Source organism: Pseudomonas sp. CH61 (assembly GCF_059429415.1).
Map to the genome: position 1 here is coordinate 2,538,641 of NZ_CM182098.1, position 20,493 is coordinate 2,559,133.

At 60.0% G+C, this 20,493-nt stretch carries 17 protein-coding genes; 11 read left to right on the top strand and 6 right to left on the bottom strand.

Annotated elements, in window-relative coordinates; genetic code table 11:
* Positions 1 to 4: 4 nt before the first annotated feature.
* From AC5SEM_RS11340 to AC5SEM_RS11355, 4 genes are all read right to left on the bottom strand, one after another.
* The gene (locus AC5SEM_RS11340; RefSeq protein ID WP_495473017.1) at positions 5 to 2,404 is read right to left on the bottom strand and encodes a TonB-dependent receptor; all 2,400 of its coding nucleotides are present in this window, start codon (positions 2,402 to 2,404) and stop codon (positions 5 to 7) included.
* Positions 2,405 to 2,471: 67 nt separating this feature from the next.
* Positions 2,472 to 3,419, bottom strand: coding sequence for a FecR domain-containing protein (locus tag AC5SEM_RS11345; protein ID WP_495473018.1), 948 nt, complete (start codon positions 3,417 to 3,419; stop codon positions 2,472 to 2,474).
* Positions 3,419 to 3,928, bottom strand: a complete 510-nt coding sequence (locus AC5SEM_RS11350; protein ID WP_495473019.1) for a sigma-70 family RNA polymerase sigma factor — start codon at positions 3,926 to 3,928, stop codon at positions 3,419 to 3,421. Before AC5SEM_RS11350 ends, AC5SEM_RS11345 begins: the two co-directional genes overlap by 1 nt.
* 90 nt (positions 3,929 to 4,018) lie before the next feature.
* A complete protein-coding gene (locus tag AC5SEM_RS11355; protein ID WP_495473020.1) occupies positions 4,019 to 4,918 on the bottom strand; it encodes a helix-turn-helix domain-containing protein in 900 nt (299 codons plus the stop codon).
* 162 nt (positions 4,919 to 5,080) lie between these two features.
* On the opposite strand from AC5SEM_RS11355, the gene AC5SEM_RS11360 reads away from it, so the two are divergent.
* From AC5SEM_RS11360 to AC5SEM_RS11380, 5 genes are all read left to right on the top strand, one after another.
* The gene (locus tag AC5SEM_RS11360; protein ID WP_495473021.1) at positions 5,081 to 6,439 is read left to right on the top strand and encodes a glutamine synthetase family protein; all 1,359 of its coding nucleotides are present in this window, start codon (positions 5,081 to 5,083) and stop codon (positions 6,437 to 6,439) included.
* Positions 6,440 to 6,596: 157 nt separating this feature from the next.
* Positions 6,597 to 7,685, top strand: a complete 1,089-nt coding sequence (locus AC5SEM_RS11365) for a polyamine ABC transporter substrate-binding protein (protein WP_123594551.1) — start codon at positions 6,597 to 6,599, stop codon at positions 7,683 to 7,685.
* Positions 7,682 to 8,983, top strand: coding sequence for an NAD(P)/FAD-dependent oxidoreductase (locus AC5SEM_RS11370; protein ID WP_495473022.1), 1,302 nt, complete (start codon positions 7,682 to 7,684; stop codon positions 8,981 to 8,983). Before AC5SEM_RS11365 ends, AC5SEM_RS11370 begins: the two co-directional genes overlap by 4 nt.
* A gap of 232 nt (positions 8,984 to 9,215) precedes the next feature.
* On the top strand, positions 9,216 to 10,871 hold the full coding sequence (locus AC5SEM_RS11375) for a PqiB family protein (RefSeq protein ID WP_123594549.1): 1,656 nt from the start codon (positions 9,216 to 9,218) through the stop codon (positions 10,869 to 10,871).
* 16 nt (positions 10,872 to 10,887) lie between these two features.
* Entirely contained in the window at positions 10,888 to 11,439 is a 552-nt protein-coding gene (locus AC5SEM_RS11380) for a PqiC family protein (RefSeq protein ID WP_077572810.1), read from the top strand.
* Here the strand turns inward: AC5SEM_RS11380 and AC5SEM_RS11385 are convergent.
* On the bottom strand, positions 11,397 to 12,701 hold the full coding sequence (locus AC5SEM_RS11385; RefSeq protein ID WP_077572809.1) for a sensor histidine kinase: 1,305 nt from the start codon (positions 12,699 to 12,701) through the stop codon (positions 11,397 to 11,399). The two genes, AC5SEM_RS11380 and AC5SEM_RS11385, sit on opposite strands and share 43 nt — an antisense overlap.
* Before the next feature lie 359 nt (positions 12,702 to 13,060).
* Between AC5SEM_RS11385 and pmrG the strand changes: the two genes are divergently transcribed.
* From pmrG to AC5SEM_RS11415, 6 genes are all read left to right on the top strand, one after another.
* On the top strand, positions 13,061 to 13,660 hold the full coding sequence (gene pmrG / locus AC5SEM_RS11390) for a lipopolysaccharide core heptose(II)-phosphate phosphatase PmrG (RefSeq protein WP_077573063.1): 600 nt from the start codon (positions 13,061 to 13,063) through the stop codon (positions 13,658 to 13,660).
* Between the two features lie 63 nt (positions 13,661 to 13,723).
* On the top strand, positions 13,724 to 15,439 hold the full coding sequence (arnT, locus tag AC5SEM_RS11395; RefSeq protein ID WP_495473023.1) for a lipid IV(A) 4-amino-4-deoxy-L-arabinosyltransferase: 1,716 nt from the start codon (positions 13,724 to 13,726) through the stop codon (positions 15,437 to 15,439).
* A 28-nt stretch (positions 15,440 to 15,467) separates the two neighbouring features.
* Positions 15,468 to 15,710, top strand: coding sequence for a hypothetical protein (locus AC5SEM_RS11400; RefSeq protein ID WP_495473024.1), 243 nt, complete (start codon positions 15,468 to 15,470; stop codon positions 15,708 to 15,710).
* Positions 15,711 to 15,920: 210 nt separating this feature from the next.
* Positions 15,921 to 16,934 carry an iron ABC transporter substrate-binding protein gene (locus tag AC5SEM_RS11405; protein ID WP_495473025.1) on the top strand — a complete coding sequence of 338 codons (1,014 nt, stop codon included), beginning with the start codon at positions 15,921 to 15,923 and terminating at the stop codon, positions 16,932 to 16,934.
* Positions 16,935 to 18,533, top strand: a complete 1,599-nt coding sequence (locus tag AC5SEM_RS11410; RefSeq protein ID WP_077572805.1) for an ABC transporter permease — start codon at positions 16,935 to 16,937, stop codon at positions 18,531 to 18,533.
* Positions 18,530 to 19,588: an ABC transporter ATP-binding protein gene (locus AC5SEM_RS11415; protein ID WP_495473026.1), complete on the top strand. Its 1,059-nt coding sequence runs from the start codon at positions 18,530 to 18,532 to the stop codon at positions 19,586 to 19,588. The genes AC5SEM_RS11410 and AC5SEM_RS11415 overlap by 4 nt, the downstream gene beginning before the upstream one ends.
* Here the strand turns inward: AC5SEM_RS11415 and AC5SEM_RS11420 are convergent, their stop codons facing one another.
* Positions 19,589 to 20,479 (bottom strand): site-specific integrase, encoded by an 891-nt coding sequence (locus AC5SEM_RS11420; protein WP_150649579.1) that lies wholly within the window; start codon positions 20,477 to 20,479, stop codon positions 19,589 to 19,591.
* Positions 20,480 to 20,493: the final 14 nt, after the last annotated feature.

The following is a 20,493-nucleotide window of genomic DNA, read 5'->3' on the forward strand; positions in this document are numbered from 1 at the left end:
GGAATCAGAAGTCCACCGTCGCTGAAAGCAGGTAGGTTCTCGGTGTCGACAACGTCAATCCCGGCTCACTGTCATCCGAAGCGCCTGCCGAACTCCAATAACGCTTGTCCAGCACGTTCTCGATATTCCCGCGCAAGGTGATGGTTTTGTCGTCAACCTTGAAGGCATAGCGCGTCCCTACGTCGAAGCGCTCCCAGGAATCGATTTCCTTCTCGTTCGACTGATCCAGGTACTGCGAACTCGAATAGATGCCACGGGTTGTCAGCGTCAGCCCCTGCACAGTCGGCACGTCCCACTCGGCGCCCAGATTGACATTGTATTTCGGCGTCGCCGGCGCGCGATTGCCGTCGAAGGTGCCATTGGTGGTCTTGGTCAATTCGCTGTCGATGTACATCACGCCACCGAGCAAACGGAAGCCTTTAAGCGGTTCGCCGAACACGCTCAACTCCACGCCATTGTTCTCGCGCTTGCCATTGGGCCCGAAGACTCGCGTGGTGGCGTTGGTTTCGTACGCCGGTTGCTTGATGCGAAACACCGCAGCGGTCAACGCGTAGGCGCCGGCATCGTACTTGGCGCCGACTTCAACCTGACGGCTGATAAATGGCGGGAAGATTTCGTCTTCGTTTATGGAAGTCGACGGCGCGATCTTGCCCTGGCTCAGGCCTTCCATGTAGTTGGCGTACAACGACAGTTTGTCGGTCGCCTTGAACAGAATCCCGCCCGATGGCGAAACCTTTTCTTCGTCGTAAGCCGTGTCGCCTTTGACGTCATCGCTCCAGTCATCAACTTTCACCCGTTGCCAGCGCGCACCGAGGGTCAGCAACAGTCGATCATCGAAAAAGCCCAGCGTGTCGGACAAGGCCACGCCGCTGAAGCGGTTTTCCGTGTAGACCTTGGCGTCATTGCGTGTCGGCGTGCCGGGTTTAGCCGTTTCCACCGGTTCATACAGGTTGCTGCGCCCTGCCGCGTAACGTGCGCCGCCGTTCTCGAAATCCATGTAGAAGTAGCTGGCCGCGAGGTTGACCTCATGGCTCACAGGCCCGGTATGGAACCAGTTGCGCACGCCTGCCGTGGCGGTACGGACATTCTCGTCGCGGGTGAAGTCGCGCGGCAGTACGCTGAAATCACCGGCATCGTTGGTGACGGAAACGGCGTGGCGCAAGAAGTCATGATTACTTTTGCGCGCGCCGACGCCGCCGTACAGCATCACCGAGTCATTGACGTCGAACTCGGCGTTGACTGTGCCGAATGTGTCCTCGGTTTTCGCCTGGCTCCACGGTTGCGCGTAGTTGCGATGCACCTTATTGGCGCTCGGAACCTTGGCATTGGCCGCAACCTGCACGCGCTCTTGCGGCGCGTCGGTATCGCGCTCGGTGTGGCCGATGTCGGTCGAAAGTCGCAAGCGCTCACCGCGAAAATCCAGGCCGAGCACGGCCATGTCACGGTCGACACTTTGATGATCCCACTCGGTATCACCGGATTGTTTGACGCCGTTGAAGCGCAGGCCGAACTGATTGTCTTCACCGAACCGCCGACCGACATCCACCGCGCCGCCGACCTGATTGTTCGACGCATAATTGGCCGTCAGCGAGGTGATCGGTTTGTCGGTGGCTCGCTTGGGCACCACGTTGATCCCCCCGCCGACACTGCCCCGCGGCGAGATCCCGTTAATGAGCTGGCTCGGGCCTTTAATGATATCCACACGATCGGCCATTTCCATGTCAATGGTGTACGTCGGCAGTACGCCATAGAGCCCGTTGTACGCCACGTCGCTGTTGAACAGACTGAAACCACGGATAGTGAACTGCTCGTAGCGACCACCGGCCGGGTTGGTCGCGCGAACCGACGGGTCGCTGGAAATCAGATCGCCCAAGGTGCGCGCCTGCTGATTCTTCACCGCATCGCTGGTGTAGGTGGTCATGCTGAACGGGGTTTCCATGAAGTCTTTCGACCCCAGCAAACCCTGTGAGCCGCGACGTGCAACCTGGCCGCCGGCAAACACATCGGCATCACTGGAACCGGTGGCACCAAGAATCGACGTCGGCGCCAGTTGCAGGCTGCTGCCCTCGGCGGCTGGAATCAGTGTGTAGGCCTGCTCGCCCAGGGGTTGCAGTTGCAGACCGGAACCCAGCAACAGGCGAGCAAACCCCTCCTCCACAGCGAATTCGCCGGACAAACCGTTGCTATTGCGGCCACTCACCAGTGCCGGATCGACCGACAGATTGACCCCGGCCAAACCGGCAAATCTTGTCAACGCTGCACTCAGGCTGCCAGCCGGCACCTGATAGCTGCGCCGGGCGTCTTCGGCCCAACTGGATTGAATCAACACAGGGCTGGCACTCAGGCTCAGCAGGAGGCTCAACTGCAACAACGGACGCAAACGACTTGGGAATACTGCGGGCATTGGAAGAAGCTCTCGATTTTGTTCACTTACCTGCAATGACCGGTGAGGCGAAAAAAAGGGACAGGCTTCAGACGATATTTTTTCGCGGCGCCAGCGTTACCCAGAAACGCGTGCGCGAATGCACCTCCAACGGCAGGCTCGCCGCCAGCAGGGCCAGCACTTTATCGGTGTCGTCGAGACGGAAACTGCCGGTGACACGCAGACGTTCAAGTGCCGGCTCCCAGCGCAGAAGCCCCGAGCGATAACGGCTCAACTCGCGCAGGAAATCCCCCAACGGCTGGTTTTGCGCCATCAAAACACCGTCACGCCAGCCCGGCATTTTGGCATCGAACAGCGCGACCGGTCCGGCGCCGGAGGCCTGCAAACTGACCTGTTGCCCTGCGTTCAACTGCAGCGCCGCCCCGTGCAACGGCTGCAATTGCACCGAGCCGCTGACCACCGACACGTTGCAGTCACGCTCGTTGAGGCGCACGCAGATTTCGCTGTGGCTGACAATGATCCGACCGTACGGCGCGTTGACCGTCAATGTCGTGCTACCCGGAACGTTGAGCGCCATTTCGCCGCGCACCAGCGTCAACTGACGGCTGGCCAGATCAACGTTCACCGCACTGGCGGTGTTCAGCTGCAAGGTGCTGCCGTCGGCCAGCCGTGTTCGCGTGTGCTCGCCGGTGGAAGTCTGCAAATCTGCGCGCCAGACGTCGAGCGGCAACTGGCGACTGATCAACCACGCCGCAGGCACCAAAGCCGCCAGACCCAGCGCCCTTTTCAGAGCTGCACGCCGCGCCAGATCCGGGCGATCGAGTGTGGCCATGGCCAATTCTGCTGGCAGACTGGAAAAGCGCTGGCGCAGCAATTGAATCTTCTGCCAGGCGTTTTCATGGCGGCTATCGCTGTCGCGCCAGTGCTTCAGTCGCACGTGATCGGCTTCACTGGCCTCGCCGGATTCGAGCAATGCCAACCACTGTGCGGCGGCACGTGCAACTTCGCGCGCTTCGGTGTTGGGTGCGACGCGCATCATAGATCCAGCATCAAACAATGCTCATAAGCCATTGCCATGTAACGTTTTATGCTGCGCTCCGAGACCTGCAACCGTTCGGCGATTTCACGGTAACCGAGGCCTTCGAGTTGACTCATGAGAAAGGCACGACGCACCGCTCGCGGCAAACCATCGAGCAGCTCATCCAGCGCTTGCAGGGTTTCCAGTAGCAGCCAACGTTGCTCGGGCGACGGCACGCATTCTTCAGGCAATTGCGCGAGGGCTTCGAGGTAGGCTTTTTCCAGGCTGCGGCGGGTGTAGAAGTTGCTCAGCAGGCGTTTGCCGACGGTCAGCAAATACGCCCGCGGCTCGCGCATATCGGCAATCGGCTGAGCGCTGCACAGCACGCGCAGAAAGGTGTCCTGACTCAAATCCGCCGCATCCCAGGCATTGCCCATGCGCCGCCGCAGCCAGGTTTCCAGCCAGCCCCGGTGATCGCGATACAGTTCGTGCAGGTGCTGCGGCGATGGCGTCGCTGCTTCAGTCATCTCAAGAGTCCTGCGCGAAGTCAGTTTCAAATGAGAGTGATTCTATTTAACTTGCGCGCCGACACAAAGCCTTTTTATCCACGACGGCATTCATGAGCGCTTCAAGGTCTCGCTCGGCAACTCCTTGAACAATGCCCGGTAACTGCTGGAAAACCTTCCCAAATGCCAGAACGACCACTGCATCGCCACTTCGGCGACGGTGGTTTCGGCGGGCCGACGTTTGAGCAATTCACGGTGTGCACTGTTCAACCGGCGCAGGCGCAGCCAGTGACTCGGGGTCATCCCGGTGTAGGCCTTGAACGCCTGCTGCAATTGCCGCAACGGCACCCCGGCCACTTGCGAAAGCTCCAGCAGATTGACCGTGTCTTCCGGCGAATCCGCCGCCCACTCTCCAACCCGTTTCATGATCATCCGTTCTTCGGTGCGCCGCTGTAAGCCACCACGATCGAGGCTGGCGTGAGCGTTGTCGAGAATAAACAGACAGTCTTCCAGCAGCTGTTTCGTCAGAGCATCTTTATCAAGAAGATCAATAGCTTGCGACACCTTCGTGAGAGTCGAGCTTAACCAGCGACTGAACAAGGCGTTCTGCCCGCAATTGAGTTGCGTCATGAACAACCCTTCGAGTTTCGCCACATCCAGACCGTGCTGACGGACAAACTCCGGACCGAACACCACGGCGATTTCCTGATAGTTCTCCGGGGTGATCCAGATGTTGCGGCTCTCTTCATTGAGCAGGTACAGCGCGTTGTCGCTGCGATCAAAACAGAACGCCAGAGCACCCGATGGCGCACTGAAATTCTGCTCGACCCGGGTGTTCATCTGCTCTTCATAGACCTCGACACCCTGCAGATCCAGATAGCGGATCTGCCCGGCGAAATGGCCCGGCGACATCTGTTGGTAATGCTGGACCCAGCCCGGTGTGGCGCGGACTTGCTCGGCGACATCGGCGGTGTTGAATGCTTGAACCTGGAGCGGATTGCACGTCGTCATGGGGTGACCTTGCGCACTCTTTTGGTGCGCTTTGGTGCTGCTTAAAGTGGATAGATGGAACTGCAAGGCTCGCCCAAGATAGTCGTCAACGCGCCACAGGGGAAGGGGCGGAAGATGAAACCCGCCCTCCCCGGCGTCTATAAAACCAATAACGAGGTCTTTATGAATGCCCCTTTCGATCAGCTGTTCACGTGGCTGAAAGATCACAAGATTACCGAAGTCGAATGTGTAGTCAGCGACCTGACCGGCATTGCCCGCGGCAAGATCGCACCGACCAACAAGTTCCTGCATGAGCGAGGCATGCGCCTGCCGGAAAGTGTGCTGCTGCAAACGGTAACCGGGGATTTTGTCGACGACGACATCTACTACGACCTGCTCGATCCGGCCGATATCGACATGGTCTGCAAGCCAGTGGCTGACGCGGTCTACGTGATTCCATGGGCGATCGAGCCGACCGCCATCGTCATCCACGACACCTTCGACAAGTTCGGCAACCCGATCGAACTGTCGCCGCGCAACGTGCTGAAGAAAGTCTTGCAGCTGTACACCGACAAAGGCTGGAAGCCGATTGTGGCGCCGGAAATGGAGTTCTACCTGACCCAACGCTGCGAAGACCCGGACTTGCCGCTGAAGGCACCGCTCGGCCGCTCGGGCCGTGCTGAAAGCGGTCGTCAGTCGTTCTCCATCGACGCCGCCAACGAATTCGATCCGTTATTCGAAGACGTCTACGACTGGTGCGAACTGCAAGGCCTGGACCTCGACACGCTGATCCACGAAGACGGCCCGGCGCAGATGGAAATCAACTTCCGTCACGGCGACGCGCTGGATCTGGCCGACCAGATCACCGTGTTCAAACGCACCATGCGTGAGGCTGCACTCAAGCACAACGTTGCGGCGACGTTCATGGCCAAGCCGATCGGCGATGAGCCGGGCAGCGCCATGCACATTCACCAGAGTGTGGTGGAGATCGCCACCGGCAAACCGATCTTTGCCAATGCTGACGGGCAGATGAGCGAGCTGTTCCTGCACTACATCGGTGGTTTGCAGAAGTACATCCCGAAAGTGCTGCCGATGTTCGCGCCGAACGTCAACTCGTTCCGCCGCTTCCTGCCGGACACCTCAGCACCGGTCAACGTTGAATGGGGCGAAGAGAACCGCACCGTGGGTTTGCGTGTGCCGACTTCCAGCCCGGAAGCCATGCGCGTGGAAAACCGCTTGCCGGGGGCCGATGCCAACCCGTATCTGGCGATCGCCGCGAGTCTGCTCTGCGGTTACATCGGCATGGTCGAAGGTATCGCGCCGAGCGCTGCGGTCCAGGGCCGCGCCTATGAACGCCGCAACCTGCGCTTGCCGATCACCATCGAAGAAGCACTGACGCAGATGGAAGAGTGCGAAACCGTGGCGCAATACCTCGGCGACAAGTTTGTCCGTGGCTATGTCGCGGTAAAGCGTGCCGAGCATGAAAACTTCAAGCGCGTGATCAGCTCGTGGGAGCGTGAGTTCCTGATGCTGAGCGTCTGAGCAAAGCCAAAAGATCCCCTGTGTCGATCGTTCCCACGCTCTGCGTGGGAATGCAGCCCGGGACGCTCCGCGTCCCATCCAAAGCCGAACGCGGAGCGTCCGTTGAGGCATTCCCACGCAGAGCGTGGGAACGATCATTATAAGAAGAGGTGTCGAAATGCGTCTGTTGAAATCCGTACTCCCGGTCGCCCTGAGCGTGCTGTTCAGCGCGGTAGCCCAAGCCCAGCCCCAGGTCAGCGTCTACAACTGGACCGACTACATCGGCGAAACCACCCTCGCCGATTTCCAGAGCCAAAGCGGGATCAAGGTGATCTACGACGTTTTCGACTCCAACGAAACCCTCGAAGGCAAACTGCTCGCTGGTCGCACCGGGTATGACGTGGTGGTGCCGTCCAACCACTTCCTCGCGCGTCAGGTGAAGGCCGGCGCGTTCCTCAAGCTCGACCGTGCGCAACTGCCGAACTTCAAGAACCTCGACCCGAAGCTGCTTGAACTGCTGGAGAAAAACGACCCGGGCAACCAGCACTCGGTGCCGTACCTGTGGGGCACTAACGGCATCGGCTACAACGTCGACAAGGTCAAGCAGGTGCTGGGCATCGATCACATTGATTCGTGGGCCGTGCTGTTCGAGCCTGAGAACCTGAAAAAACTCACCCAGTGCGGCGTGTCGATGATGGACTCCGCCGACGAAGTCTTCCCTGCCGTGCTCAACTACATGGGCATGGACCCACGTAGCGAGAACCCGGAAGACTATAAAAAGGCGGAAGCGAAGCTGCTGAGCATCCGCCCGTACATCACCTATTTCCATTCCTCGAAGTACGTGTCGGACCTGGCCAACGGCGATATCTGCGTAGCCTTCGGTTATTCCGGCGACGTGTTCCAGGCCGCCAACCGCGCCAAGGAAGCCAAGAATGGCGTGAACATCGCCTATGCGATTCCAAAGGAAGGCGCCAACCTCTGGTTCGATCTATTGGCGATCCCGGCCGATGCGAGCAACACCAAAGAAGCCCACGCCTTCATCAATTACCTGCTTGATCCAAAAGTGATCGCCAAGGTCAGCGCCTCGGTGGGTTACGCCAACCCGAACCCGGCCGCCAAGCAATACATGGATCCGGAGCTGGTCAACAATCCTGAGGTCTATCCGCCTCAAGAAGTCCTCGACAAGCTCTACATCTCTACCACCCCGCCCCAGGCGATCATGCGTCTGATGACCCGGTCCTGGAGCAAAGTGAAGTCGAACAAATGAATCAGTACACCCAGGAACACGCCCGCTCCTACTACGCCGCTTCGGCCCGGGCGAGCACACCGTATCCGTTGCTGGACGGTGACCTGAGCGCCGATGTCTGCGTGATCGGCGGCGGCTTCACCGGGGTCAACACCGCTATCGAACTGGCCCAGCGCGGACTGTCGGTGGTGTTGATCGAAGCCCGGCGCATCGGTTGGGGCGCCAGCGGGCGCAATGGCGGTCAGTTGATTCGCGGGATCGGTCATGACGTCACCGGGTTCGCCAAGTATGTCGGACAGGACGGCGTGCGTTATTTGCAGCGCGCCGGTATCGATTCGGTGGAGCTGGTGCGGCAGCGCATCGGCGACAACGCCATCGATTGCGACCTGCGCTGGGGCTTCTGCGATTTGGCCAATACCCCGGCGCAGTTCGCTGCCTTCAAGGATGAATTGGTCGACCTCGCCGAACTCGGTTACGCCCACGAAACCCGGCTGATCGGCCCGGAGCAGGTCCGCCAGCAGGTGGTCAACTCCGAGATCTATGCCGGTGGCCTGGTGGACATGGGTTCCGGTCATCTGCACCCGCTGGATCTGGTGCAAGGCGAAGCGCGATTGGCAGCGGCGCTCGGCGTGAAGATTTTCGAGCAGAGCGAAGTGCTGGAAATCATCCACGGCTCGACCGTGCAGGTGCGTTGCGCAAACGGCACGGTGCGGGCTGGCAGTCTGGTGCTCGGCTGCAATGCGCATCTGGACGAGCTCGAACAACAACTCAGTGGCAAGGTGCTGCCGGCCGGCAGTTACATCATTGCCACCGAGCCGTTGTCCGAGGCGCGCGCCGCGCAACTGATCCCGCACAATCTGGCGGTGTGCGACCAGAAAGTTGGCCTCGATTACTACCGGCTCTCGGCGGACCGACGCTTGCTGTTCGGCGGTGCCTGCCACTATTCCGGGCGCGACCCGGCGGACATCGCCGCTTATATGCGGCCGAAGATGCTCAAGGTCTTCCCGCAACTGGCGGACGTGCGCATCGATTACCAGTGGGGTGGCAAGATCGGCATCACCGCCAACCGCTTCCCTCAGGTTGGCCGGCTCAAGCAGCACCCGAACGTGTTTTACGCGCAGGGCTATTCCGGCCATGGCCTGAACGTCACGCACTGGTGCGCGAAACTGCTCGGCGAGGCGATTCATGCCGGCCACAGCCAGGGCATGGACGTGTTCAGCGGCGTGCCGCACATGACCTTCCCCGGCGGCCCGGCCTTGCGCTCGCCACTGCTGGCACTGGGCATGTTCTGGTATCGCCTGCGGGAAATGCTCGGCTGAACGCTCCTCCTCCCCTGTCTGATCGTTCCCACGCTCTGCGTGGGAATGCAGCCCGTGACGCTCCGCGTCACTGGACGCAGAGCGTCCCTTGAGGCATTCCCACGCGGAGCGTGGGAACGATCATCTGGCGCAGGGTCGCTATTCACATTTGCTCTATCGCCAAGCACTTCTATATTGATGAGGTGCTTTTGCGTTCCTGACGCTCAGTGCCCATTCAATCGAGGAGACATGGATGAAGTCGTCAGCCACCGACGAGCCGCGAGCACCAGGCCAAGCCCCAGTCAAAACCCGCCGTTTCGGCATTTCACTCGTCTGGATTGTGCCGATTGTGGCAGTGCTGGTGGGCATTTCGCTGGTGGTGCACAACCTGATGCAGGAAGGCCCTACGATCATCGTCAACTTCAAGACCGGCAGCGGCTTGACGGCGAACAAGACCGAGGTCAAATACCGCAACGTGGTCATCGGTCAGGTGACGGATGTCGAGTTGAGTGGCGACCAGAAAAGCGTCGACGCCACCATCAAACTGTCCAAACAGGCGGAAACCTTCACGCGCGAAGATTCACAGTTCTGGGTGGTGCGCCCGCGCATTGGCGCCGGCGGCGTTTCGGGCATCGACACCCTGCTTTCCGGGGATTACATCGGCGCCGACGTCGGCCAGTCCGATAGCCGCGCAAAGAACTTCAAGGGTCTGGAAAATCCGCCGCCGATCACCTATGGCGAACCCGGCAAGCGCTTCATGCTGCATGCGCCGGATCTCGGTTCACTGGACATCGGTTCACCGGTTTATTACCGCAAGATTCCGGTCGGCCAGGTCGTCACTTACGCCCTCAACCCGGAAGGCAAAGGGGTCGATATCGAGGTGTTCATTCACGCGCCGAACGACGCATTCGTCACCGAAAACACCCGTTTCTGGAATGCCAGCGGCATCGACATCAATGTCGGTGCCAACGGCTTTGCCGTGAAGACCGAATCGCTGTCGACCCTGCTGGTGGGCGGTATTGCGTTCCGTGCTCCGGATTACAGTCCCAACGATGTGGCCGCCGCCGACGACAAGGATTACGAACTGTTCGCTGACCAGCAGAGCGCCCTCGCCCCGCCGAATGGCAAGGCGCAATACATGGTGTTGCGTTTCGAGCAGTCACTGCGCGGACTCAAGGTCGATGCGCCGGTCGAGTTCCTCGGTATGGAAATCGGCCGGGTCGTGGGCATCAACCTGGATTTCGACGCAAAAAAACGCACCTTCCCGCTTAACGTCGGCATCGTCATTTACCCGCAGCGTCTCGGTCAGGCCTACAAAAAGATGCTCACCGAATTCAAGCACGACCCCAACGACGAAGCCGCCGGCATCCGCCTGCTGGGCACCTTCATCGATAATGGCCTGCGTGCCCAGGCGCGCAGTGGCAACCTGCTGACCGGCCAGTTGTACGTGGCCCTGGATTTCTTCCCGAAAGCGGAGAAAGTCGCGTTCGATCCGAGCGTTCGCCCGGTCGTTCTACCCACCGTGCCGGGCAGCCTCGAACAGTTGCAGGAAAAACTCGAAGCCGTGGTCGACAAGCTCAACAAGCTGCCGGTCGATCGCATCGCCAACAACCTCGACAGCAATCTGATCGAGCTGCGCAAAGGCTTGACCCAGTTCAACGCCAAGACCCTGCCGGGCGTGCAGAGCACCCTCGCCGACGTCAGCAAGACCTTGCAGTCCGCCAGTTCCACGTTGGCCGAAGATTCGCCGCAACGCGAGAAACTCACCGAGACCCTCGACGAACTCGGACGCATGTCGCGTTCGCTGCGTGAGCTGTCGGATTACCTGGGCCGGCATCCGGAATCGCTGATCCGCGGTCGCCCCGACAACGCCGCGCCTATCGATCTGAAAGGCCCGCCACGCAACTGAGCACAGGAGCTGAACCATGGCTGTACCGCTGAAAATCACCGTGCTCGCTGCGTTCATGCTGCTGGGCGCCTGCCGCAGCGACCCGATCAGCTTTCACACGCTGACGCCGGTGCAGATCGCCAACACACGGACCGGCGCGCAGATTCCGATTGAAGCGCTGAGCGTGCCGCCGCAGGTCGACCGGGCGCAAATCGTTATCCGCCAAGGCAACAGCGGCCTGGCGATTCTGGAAACCGATTGGTGGGGGGCGACACTGGCGGATGAGTTGCGCGGTGCGTTGGCCGATCAATTGAGCAATACCAGTGGCCAAGGCAATGTTTCGGTGCGCATCGAAGTGCAACGCTTTGACTCGATCCCCGGTCAGTACGGCCTGATCGATGCGAAATGGCGCTTGCGTCCCGTCGGCGCCACTGACAATGGCTCGCTGACCTGCCGTTCGACCCTGCAATCACCGTCCGGTCCGACAATCGATGATCTGGTGGGCGCCCAGCAGAACAACGTCAAACGCCTGGCTGCGGCGATCAGTCAGGCCGCCGGCAATTCGCGCGGCTGTCCGCCCTCCTCCTGAATCAGCGTCACCGTGAAACGACAGCCATTCGGCTCACGGGTGGTCAGTTGCACTTGCCAGTGTTGCTGGCTGCAGATCCGCTGCACCAGCGAAAGCCCCAACCCGAGCCCTTCGCCGCGTTGTTCATCACCGCGCACGAAGGGCTGGAACATCGCATGGCGCTGTTCTTCCGGGATACCAATGCCGCTGTCTTCGACCACGAAGCTGTTTTCGAGCAGGGTCAGGCGCACGTAACCGTGGTCGGTGTAATGCCAGGCGTTGCGCAACAGGTTGCCCATCACTGATTGCAGAAAGGTCAGGTTGAAGCGTCCGGCGCCGGCATGCAGCGGATCGTAGACAAACTCCAGGCCTTTTTCGCGGATCAAGCGGCCCCACACCTCTGTCTGCGCATCGGCGATTTCTTTCAGCGTGCACGTAGACTGCACGCGAACCTCTTCAGGCTTGCGCGCCAGCATCAGAAAGGTTTCGACCAATTGACGCATCTCGTGGCTGGCCCGGGCGATCCGGCTGACCTGTGCGCCTGAACGGGCATCAAGCGACGGGTTGGCCAACAGCAACTCGCAGGATGTCGTTAGCACCATCAAGGGTGTGCGCAGTTCATGGCTGACATCGCTGGTGAACAGTTTCTCCCGGCTCAAGGTCGCGCGCAGGCGTCCCAAAGTCTGATCGAACGACAGCGCCAGTTCGCCGACTTCATCGGCGGCGTAATCAGGGTGCAATGGCGGCGCGACCTCGATGAGCTGATCGCGATGGCGCACTTGTCGGGCCAGGCGAATCACCGGCGCCATGACCCGTCGTGCGAGCAAGCGGCCGAGGACCAGCGCCAGAACGATGCTGAGGATGAATCCGACGATCACCACAATAAACAGCAGATGCTCACGCTGTTCGAGGCTCTCTTGATCGCGCAGCAACACGTATTTGCGCCCGCCGACGGCTTCGACCATGGCGTAGAAGGCATCACCGTGGAAGGTGATTTCCTGAAAACCCAAGGGTAACTCGGCCAGTTGTCGAGTCAGTGCCAATGGCCCCTGCCCGCCCTCGAAGAAAAACAATTCGCTTTTTTCCGGTGTATGGCTCCAGAGACGGATGTCGTCCATTGCCAATAACCGGTGTAGCCCCCCGCTCAATGTGGTGGTGGTCAACTTGCGCTCCACCACGTGTACGGTCGCGACGATCCCCAATGCAAAGACACCGGCGACTAAAGCGCTCATCAACGCAAACACGATCACGATCCGTTTCGTCAGGCTTTGCTTGAGATCCATGCGCTTGAGTGGCTCCGTTGTTTGGCAGCATCGAGCTTCACCGCAAGAGTGGCGTCCTGGTAAGCCCCTGGACAAACAAAAACAGTATTTGAGTTTACTTATCAAATAGCCGCTTTAGTTGCCCCTCTCAACTTCTGGCAATTTTTTCACATGTTCTTCACCGCGACCCGACGAGCTTGAACGTAGTGTTCAGCCAGCCTTCAAGTAAACAGTCGTAAAGTTGCTCGCTGCCCAAGCCTTGCGTTGCACTGAATGAACTATCTGGCATTTAAAGAGGCAACATTGTGGCGCAATCATTTCAGTTGAAACATTTATTCCGCTACCGGCGCACGCCGCGCTTTCGGCTATGGATTGCACTGGTGTGTGTCGTGCTTGTGGCCATTCTGGTCAGCGGGTTTGTCTGGTGGCCACGCTCGCCGACCGACCTCGATCATGCCGGGCGCAGCACCACCGCTGAATGGATAAAAGCCTGGCGGGCCGGTGAAGTCGTTGCGCTGGTGCGGCACACCGAACGTTGTGACCGCTCAAGCAATACCTGCCTGGGCCCGGCGGATGGCATTACCGAAGTGGGCAGCACTGCGGCGCAAGCGGTCGGCCAAGGCTTTGTGAAACTGGGCATGCAACAAGCTCTGGTGTTGAGCAGCCCGCTGACCCGTACAGCGCAAACCGCGCATTACATGTTCGGCCACGATGCCCTTGCCGAAGACTGGCTGGCCACATGCGGGCCGACACTTCGCGATGAAATCGTCGCGCGCAAAGTGGCGCAGCAGAATCTTGTGCTGGTCACTCACAGCGGCTGCATCAGTGATTTTGAAAAACAGACCGGTTTTCCTCATGCGATTGCTGCCGAGTATGGAAGCACCTTACTTGTAAGAATTGATAACCGGAAACAACTTACAGTGTTGGGCATTATCAATACGCCGTTCTGGCAGATATTAGACGTTACACATAACCAATGAAAAAACCGCCACGGTTTCTAGTGTTTTAAGCCAGATACTTTTTATTCGTCACAAGGCTCAGTCATGACGTCCGATACCCTTCCGTTGCGCCACGCTGCCCGCCATTTGATACAACCTCCTTCGCTGATCGAACGCTGGGCGATCCCCGGGCTGATCCTGGCCTTTGTGCTGTTTTATCTGTTGCCGCTGATGACCCACGGTTTGTGGATCCCCGACGAAACCCGTTACGGCCAGATCAGCCAGGAAATGCTCCTGAGCGGCAACTGGGTCGCGCCGCACTTCATGGGCATTCGCTACTTCGAGAAACCGATTGCCGGCTACTGGATGATCGCCATCGGTCAGGCGATTTTCGGCGACAACCTGTTCGGTGTGCGCATCGCTTCGGCGCTCAGTACCGGGGTCAGCGTCTGGCTCGCGTACCTGTTGGCGCGCCGGCTCTGGAACAACCCGCGCATCAGCGCTGCCTGTGCCTTGCTGTACATGAGTTTTGGCCTGATCGCCGGTCAGGCAGGCTACGCCAACCTCGATCCGCAGTTCACCTTGTGGGTCAACCTCAGTCTGGTGGCGGTGTGGTTTGCCATCGACAGCAGCACCACAAAGGCCCGCCTCGGCAGTTGGGCATTGCTCGGCGCCGCTTGTGGCATGGGCCTGATGACCAAAGGCTTTCTCGCCCTGCTGCTGCCGGTGCTGATCGCCCTGCCCTACATGGTCTGGCAACGCCGCTTCGGCGAACTGCTGCGCTACGGCCCGGTGGCGGTGCTGGTCGCCGCATTGGTCAGCGTGCCGTGGGCATTGGCGGTACACGTGCGCGAGCCGGACTTCTGGCGGTTTTTCTTCTGGCATGAACACATTCGCCGTTTCGCTGCGGGCGATGATGCCCAGCATGCGCGGCCATGGTGGTTCTATCTGCCGTTGCTGTTTGCTTCGACGTTGCCATGGGCGCTGTTGTTGCCGTCGACGCTGATTCGTACCTGGCGTGAAAAACACGAGGCAAAAACCGCGTTTCTGGCGCTGTGGTTTGTGCTGCCGCTGATCTTTTTCAGCCTGAGCAGCGGCAAGCTGCCGACCTACATCATGCCGTGCCTGTTTCCTCTGGCCCTGCTGATGGGCTACACCGTGGTCAACTGGCTGGAACAGCACAACACCCAGGTTCTGCGCCTGAACGGGGTGATCAACACCGTGCTGGGCAGCGCTGCCCTGATCGCGCTGATCTACCTGCAAGCGAGCAAAGAAGTCTACGCAAACACCGAGATGTTCAGTCTGTCGCTGGTGTTTATCGTGCTGATCGGCTGGATCATCGCCAACGCCTTGCAGATCATGCGGCCGCTGACGATGTGGGCCATGCCCGCGCTCGGCATTGGTCTGTTGATTGCCCTGCTGCCGGCCGCCATGCCGGCGCAGATCGTCGACAGCAAAATGCCCGACCAGTTTATTGCCGAACATCAACAGACCTTGAGCGAGGCATCCTCGCTATTGAGCAATGACCTTGGCGCAGCGTCGGCCTTGGCGTGGCGTCTGAAGCGGCCGCAAGTCGATCTGTTCAATACCGTCGGTGAACTGAAGTACGGCCTCGACGATCCGGCCATGGCTGCCCGCAAGGTCGGTCTGGACGACGTCGGCCAATGGATGACCGACGCGCGCAAAAAAGGCTCGGTGGCGGTGGTGATGCGCGTCAACAGCACTCAGGAAGCGCAGGAAATCGAACTGTTGCCGGCAGATGGCAAGCATTACCAGCGCGGCAATCTGCAGATCTACATTTTCGCCAAGCGCCAGCCATGACTTCAACGGCCATAGAACGCACGGCATTATGGATGCTGCTGGCAGCGACTGCGCTGAGGCTGCGTTGTTCACCTGGCTGGAGCACCGCAGCGGTCAGCATTGGGATGCGCAACGCACCATCATCGTCGCGCAATACCGAAATGGCGATCCGCTGCCGCGGGATTATCTGAGCGCAGACCACCGCATCATCACCACCACGCCTACACGCGGCGAACAGGTTTTCCACGGCCACCCGGACCAGAGCGTCGCCTACCTGCCCAATCCCTCCTGAACACCTGACGCGGAATGACGCACGGCAACCGCGCGTCACCGAGTCGCTGCTAATCTGAATGGCAATGACATGTATTAACGGTTTGTTTGACGTTTTTTTCTCATTTGCCTCTCTACATTGCCTGCGGCTGAATATCTGCAAATCATTCGCATTGAAGACTGCCCGCGAATGCCTGCCCATAACGTCTAAAAAATCAGGAGCGTCACCGTTATGAATTCAAAGGTCCCGCCCTTTCTGAAACGCGCATTGCTGGTCAGCACCCTGCTCAGCGCAGGCTCAGCCGTTGCGGCTGACGGTGTTGGCTTGCTGGTTTACAACGCCCAGCACGAAAGCCTGACCAAGGCCTGGGTGGCCGGTTTCACCGAGGAAACCGGGATTCCGGTGACGATTCGCAACGGCGACGACACTGAAATGGGCAACCAGATCGTGCAGGAAGGCGCGGCCTCGCCGGCAGACGTGTTCCTCACCGAGAACTCCCCGGCGATGGTGCTGGTCGACAACGCCAAGCTGTTCGCGCCGATCGCTCCGGCGACGCTGCAACAAGTGGACTCTGCCTACCGCCCGGCCCATGGCCAGTGGATCGGCATCGCCGCCCGTTCGACCGTGTTCGTCTACAACCCGGCGAAACTGGCGGAAAAAGACCTGCCGAAATCCCTGCTCGATCTGGCCAAACCGGAGTGGAAAGGCCGCTGGGCTGCCTCACCGGCCGGTGCTGACTTCCAGGCCATCGTCGCCGCCGTGCTCGAGCAGAAAGGCGAAGCCGCCACACTCGACTGGCTCAAAGGCATGAAAACCAACGCCACCGTGTATCGCGGCAACAGCGCCGTGCTCAAAGCGGTCAACGCCGGGCAGATCGACAGCGGCGTGATCTATCACTATTACAGCTTCGTCGATCAGTCCAAGACCGGCGAAAACAGCAAAAACACCCAGCTCCATTACTTCAAACACCAGGACCCGGGCGCGTTTGTCAGTACTTCCGGCGCCGGCGTGCTGGCCTCCAGCAAACATCAGGAAGAGGCGCAGAAGTTCGTCAAATACATCACCGGCAAAGAAGGCCAGGAGATTCTGCACAGCGGCACCTCGTTTGAGTACGCGGTCGGCAAAGACGCTCCGTCGAACCCGAAACTGACGCCGCTGAAAGATCTCGACGCACCAAAAGTCGATGCGTCGAAACTCGACAGCAAAAAAGCCGTCGAGTTGATGACCCAGGCGGGAATCCTGTAAGTGCTCCCCGAAACCCTTCCTGCGCAGGTCGCTGCGGCCTCCTCCGCCAGCCTCAGGCTGAAACCCCGAGCCCTGACCGGGCGCGGTGGTTCTTGGGTGGTCGCGCTGGCCGTCGGTGTTTCACTGTTGTCGTTGCTGCCGATCGCGTTTGTGCTCGGTGTGTCGTGGGCGACTGGCTGGGCGACTATCGAAGCCTTGGTGTTTCGCCCACGGGTGGCGGAGTTGCTGATCAACACCGTGCTGCTGGTGTTGATCACCTTGCCGCTGTGCATCCTGCTCGGCACCGCATTAGCCTGGCTGACTGAACGCACCAACCTGCCCGGTCGACGCCTGTGGTCATTGCTGGCCGTGGCGCCATTGGCAGTGCCGGCGTTCGTTCACAGCTATGCGTGGGTCAGCCTGATTCCTTCGATTCACGGATTGCCGGCGGGCGTGCTGGTGTCGGTGATTGCGTACTTTCCATTTCTCTATCTGCCGGTTGCGGCGACATTACGCCGCCTCGACCCAGCAATTGAAGACGTCGCCGAATCCCTGGGTCTAAAGCCTTGGGCGGTGTTCTTCCGGGTGGTGTTGCCACAGTTGCGTCTGGCGATCTGCGGCGGTGCATTGCTGGTCGGCTTGCACTTGCTGGCCGAGTACGGCCTGTACGCAATGATCCGCTTCGACACCTTCACCACGGCGATTTTCGACCAGTTCAAATCGACCTTCAACGGCCCGGCAGCGAACATGCTGGCGGGCGTTCTGGCGTTGTGTTGTCTGGCCATGCTCACCGTCGAATCCGCCGCCCGGGGCAAGGCGCGCTATGCCCGCGTGGGTTCCGGCAGCGCGCGCGAACAACGCACGGTGCGGCTCGGTCGTGGCAGCGTGATCCTCGGGCTCGGTCTGCAAGGACTAACCTGTCTGCTCGCTCTCGGCGTGCCGTTGCTGACGTTGAGTCGCTGGTTGATTGCCGGTGGCTGGGACGTGTGGGGCGGTGATGAACTGGTGCCCGCGCTGTTGCAAACCCTGTCGTTCGGCGTCGCCGGTGCGCTGTTGACCAGTCTGGCGGCGATTCCGATTGCCTGGCTGTCGATCCGCGCGCCGGGCAAATTGCAGCGCTTGCTTGAAGGCTGCAACTACATCACCAGTTCGCTGCCGGGCATTGTTGTGGCACTCGCGTTGGTCACCGTGACCATCCATTTCGCCCGGCCGATCTACCAGACCACCATCACCGTGTTGCTCGCCTATCTGCTGATGTTCCTGCCGCGCGCATTGGTCAGCCTGCGTGCCGGTTTTGCCCAGGCGCCAGTGGAGCTGGAGAACATTGCGCAAAGCCTCGGTCGATCGCCGTTGCGTGCCTTATGGCTGATCACCTTGCGCCTTGCCGCGCCGGGTGCTGCCGCCGGCGCCGCGCTGGTGTTTCTGGCGATCACCAATGAACTGACCGCCACTTTGCTGCTCGCCCCCAACGGCACCCGCACCTTGGCCACCGGTTTCTGGGCCATGACCAGCGAAATCGATTACGCCGCCGCCGCGCCTTACGCACTGTTGATGGTGCTGCTTTCGTTGCCGCTGACGGCCATTCTCTATCACCAATCCAGGCGCACCGCTGGCCGATGAACGCACTCGAACTGATTTCCCTGAACAAGTCCTTCGGCGCGCAGAAAGCGCTGGATGACATCTGCCTGTCGGTACCGACCGGCAGCCGCACGGTGATTGTCGGCCCGTCCGGCTCTGGTAAAACCACACTGTTGCGGATGATTGCCGGTTTCGAATTCCCCGACGCCGGTAGCCTCACACTCAATGGTCAGGTGCTGGTCGACAGCACCCACGCCGTGCCCGCTTATCAACGGCAAATCGGTTATGTCCCTCAGGATGGCGCGCTGTTTCCGCACATGACCGTCGCTGCCAACATCGGTTTCGGCCTGACGCTGACCGGCACCGCCAGAGAGGAACGGATCAGGGAATTGATGGACAGCGTTTCGCTGGACGCCAACATGGCCAACCGTTGGCCGCATGAATTGTCCGGAGGCCAGCAGCAACGGGTTTCCCTTGCTCGGGCATTGGCGCAACAACCACGACTGATGCTGCTCGATGAACCGTTCTCCGCCCTCGACACCGGCCTGCGCAGCGCCATGCGCAAAATGGTCGCGCGCCTGCTCGAGGACGCTGGCGTCACGACGATTCTGGTGACCCACGATCAGGGTGAAGCGTTGTCATTTGCCGATCAGTTGGCAGTGATGCGCGGCGGGCGGCTGGTGCAATCCGGGCATCCGATGGACCTTTACCGCTTTCCCCACGACGAGCAGACCGCGCATTTTCTCGGTGAAGCCGTGGTCATGCCGGCGCGGATCGAATCCGGTCTGGCCCACTGCGATCTCGGCCAGGTGCCGGTGAACAGCAACGGCTTTATTGGCAATGCGCAGATCATGCTCAGGCCCGAACAGTTGCAGTTGTCCGGCGCCGTATTCGGCACGCAAGGCTGTCCCGCCGTGGTCACCGAACGCGACTTCGCCGGCAACACCTGCACCCTCACGGTTGAACTGCGCTCGCCGATCAATCAGGATCCCGGCCGCTCGCTATTGGTACGCAGCTCCGGCATGCACGCGCCACCCGCTGGCAGCGACGTGCAGTTATCGGTACTCGGTGCGGCTCACGTCTTCGCGATTCCCTGATCACAGATCGAAGCGATCCACCGCCCGCCGCCGCTCGTTGTCATCGCGCACATCGTAGTTGGCGGTGGTCTGGATGTTGCTATGGTGCGCGAGTTTCTGCGCGATCGACAGATCATGTTCCTCGATGACCCGCGTGATGAACGAACGGCGGAAGTCGTGGGGCATGATCTTCACCCCGACCTGCGTGCCACGTTGACGGGCGATGTAGTAAATCGCGTGCTTGGTGATGCGCTCGCGGGTGATATGGCTGCCGCGACGGATGCGGTTGAACAGAAAGGCATCGTCGCTCTCGCCTTCCTTGAGTTGTGAGCGTCTCAGTTCCAGCCACGCATCGAGTTTGGCGAACGCCCAGGCCGGCGCGTACTTGATCAGTTGTTTATTGCCTTTGCCGGTGACGGTCAGGCTGCGCTCAGTAAAGTCGACCTGATTCAAGTCCAGATCCACCGACTCTGATTTACGCATGCCGGTGCCGTACAACAACGCAATCACCGCCGCGTCGCGCAGCCCCTGCGGGCGCGGATCGGCAGCGCACACTTCCATCAATTCATGGATCAAAGTGCGCTTCAAGTTGCGCCCCTGCGACAAGCGCGTGCCGGCAATGGCTTTGACCGAACGCATCTTCAACAAATGATCCTGAGAAATCAGGCTCATGCGCCAGGCTTCATTCATCACACCGCGCACAGCATTCACATACAGCGAAGAAGTGTTCGGCGCATAGTTGTCTTCGCGCAAAGCGGCAACCAGCGCAACAACATCTTCAGGTTGTAATGCATGCCAGGGAATATCCTCGACATTCATGTCTTCAAAGCCGAGACGGTCGGCCGCATCCTGCAAAACATAGCGCATGGTCAGCTGGCTGGAGGGAGCCAGGCGCGCCAGATACAGGGTCATCGGATTGGTTTGGC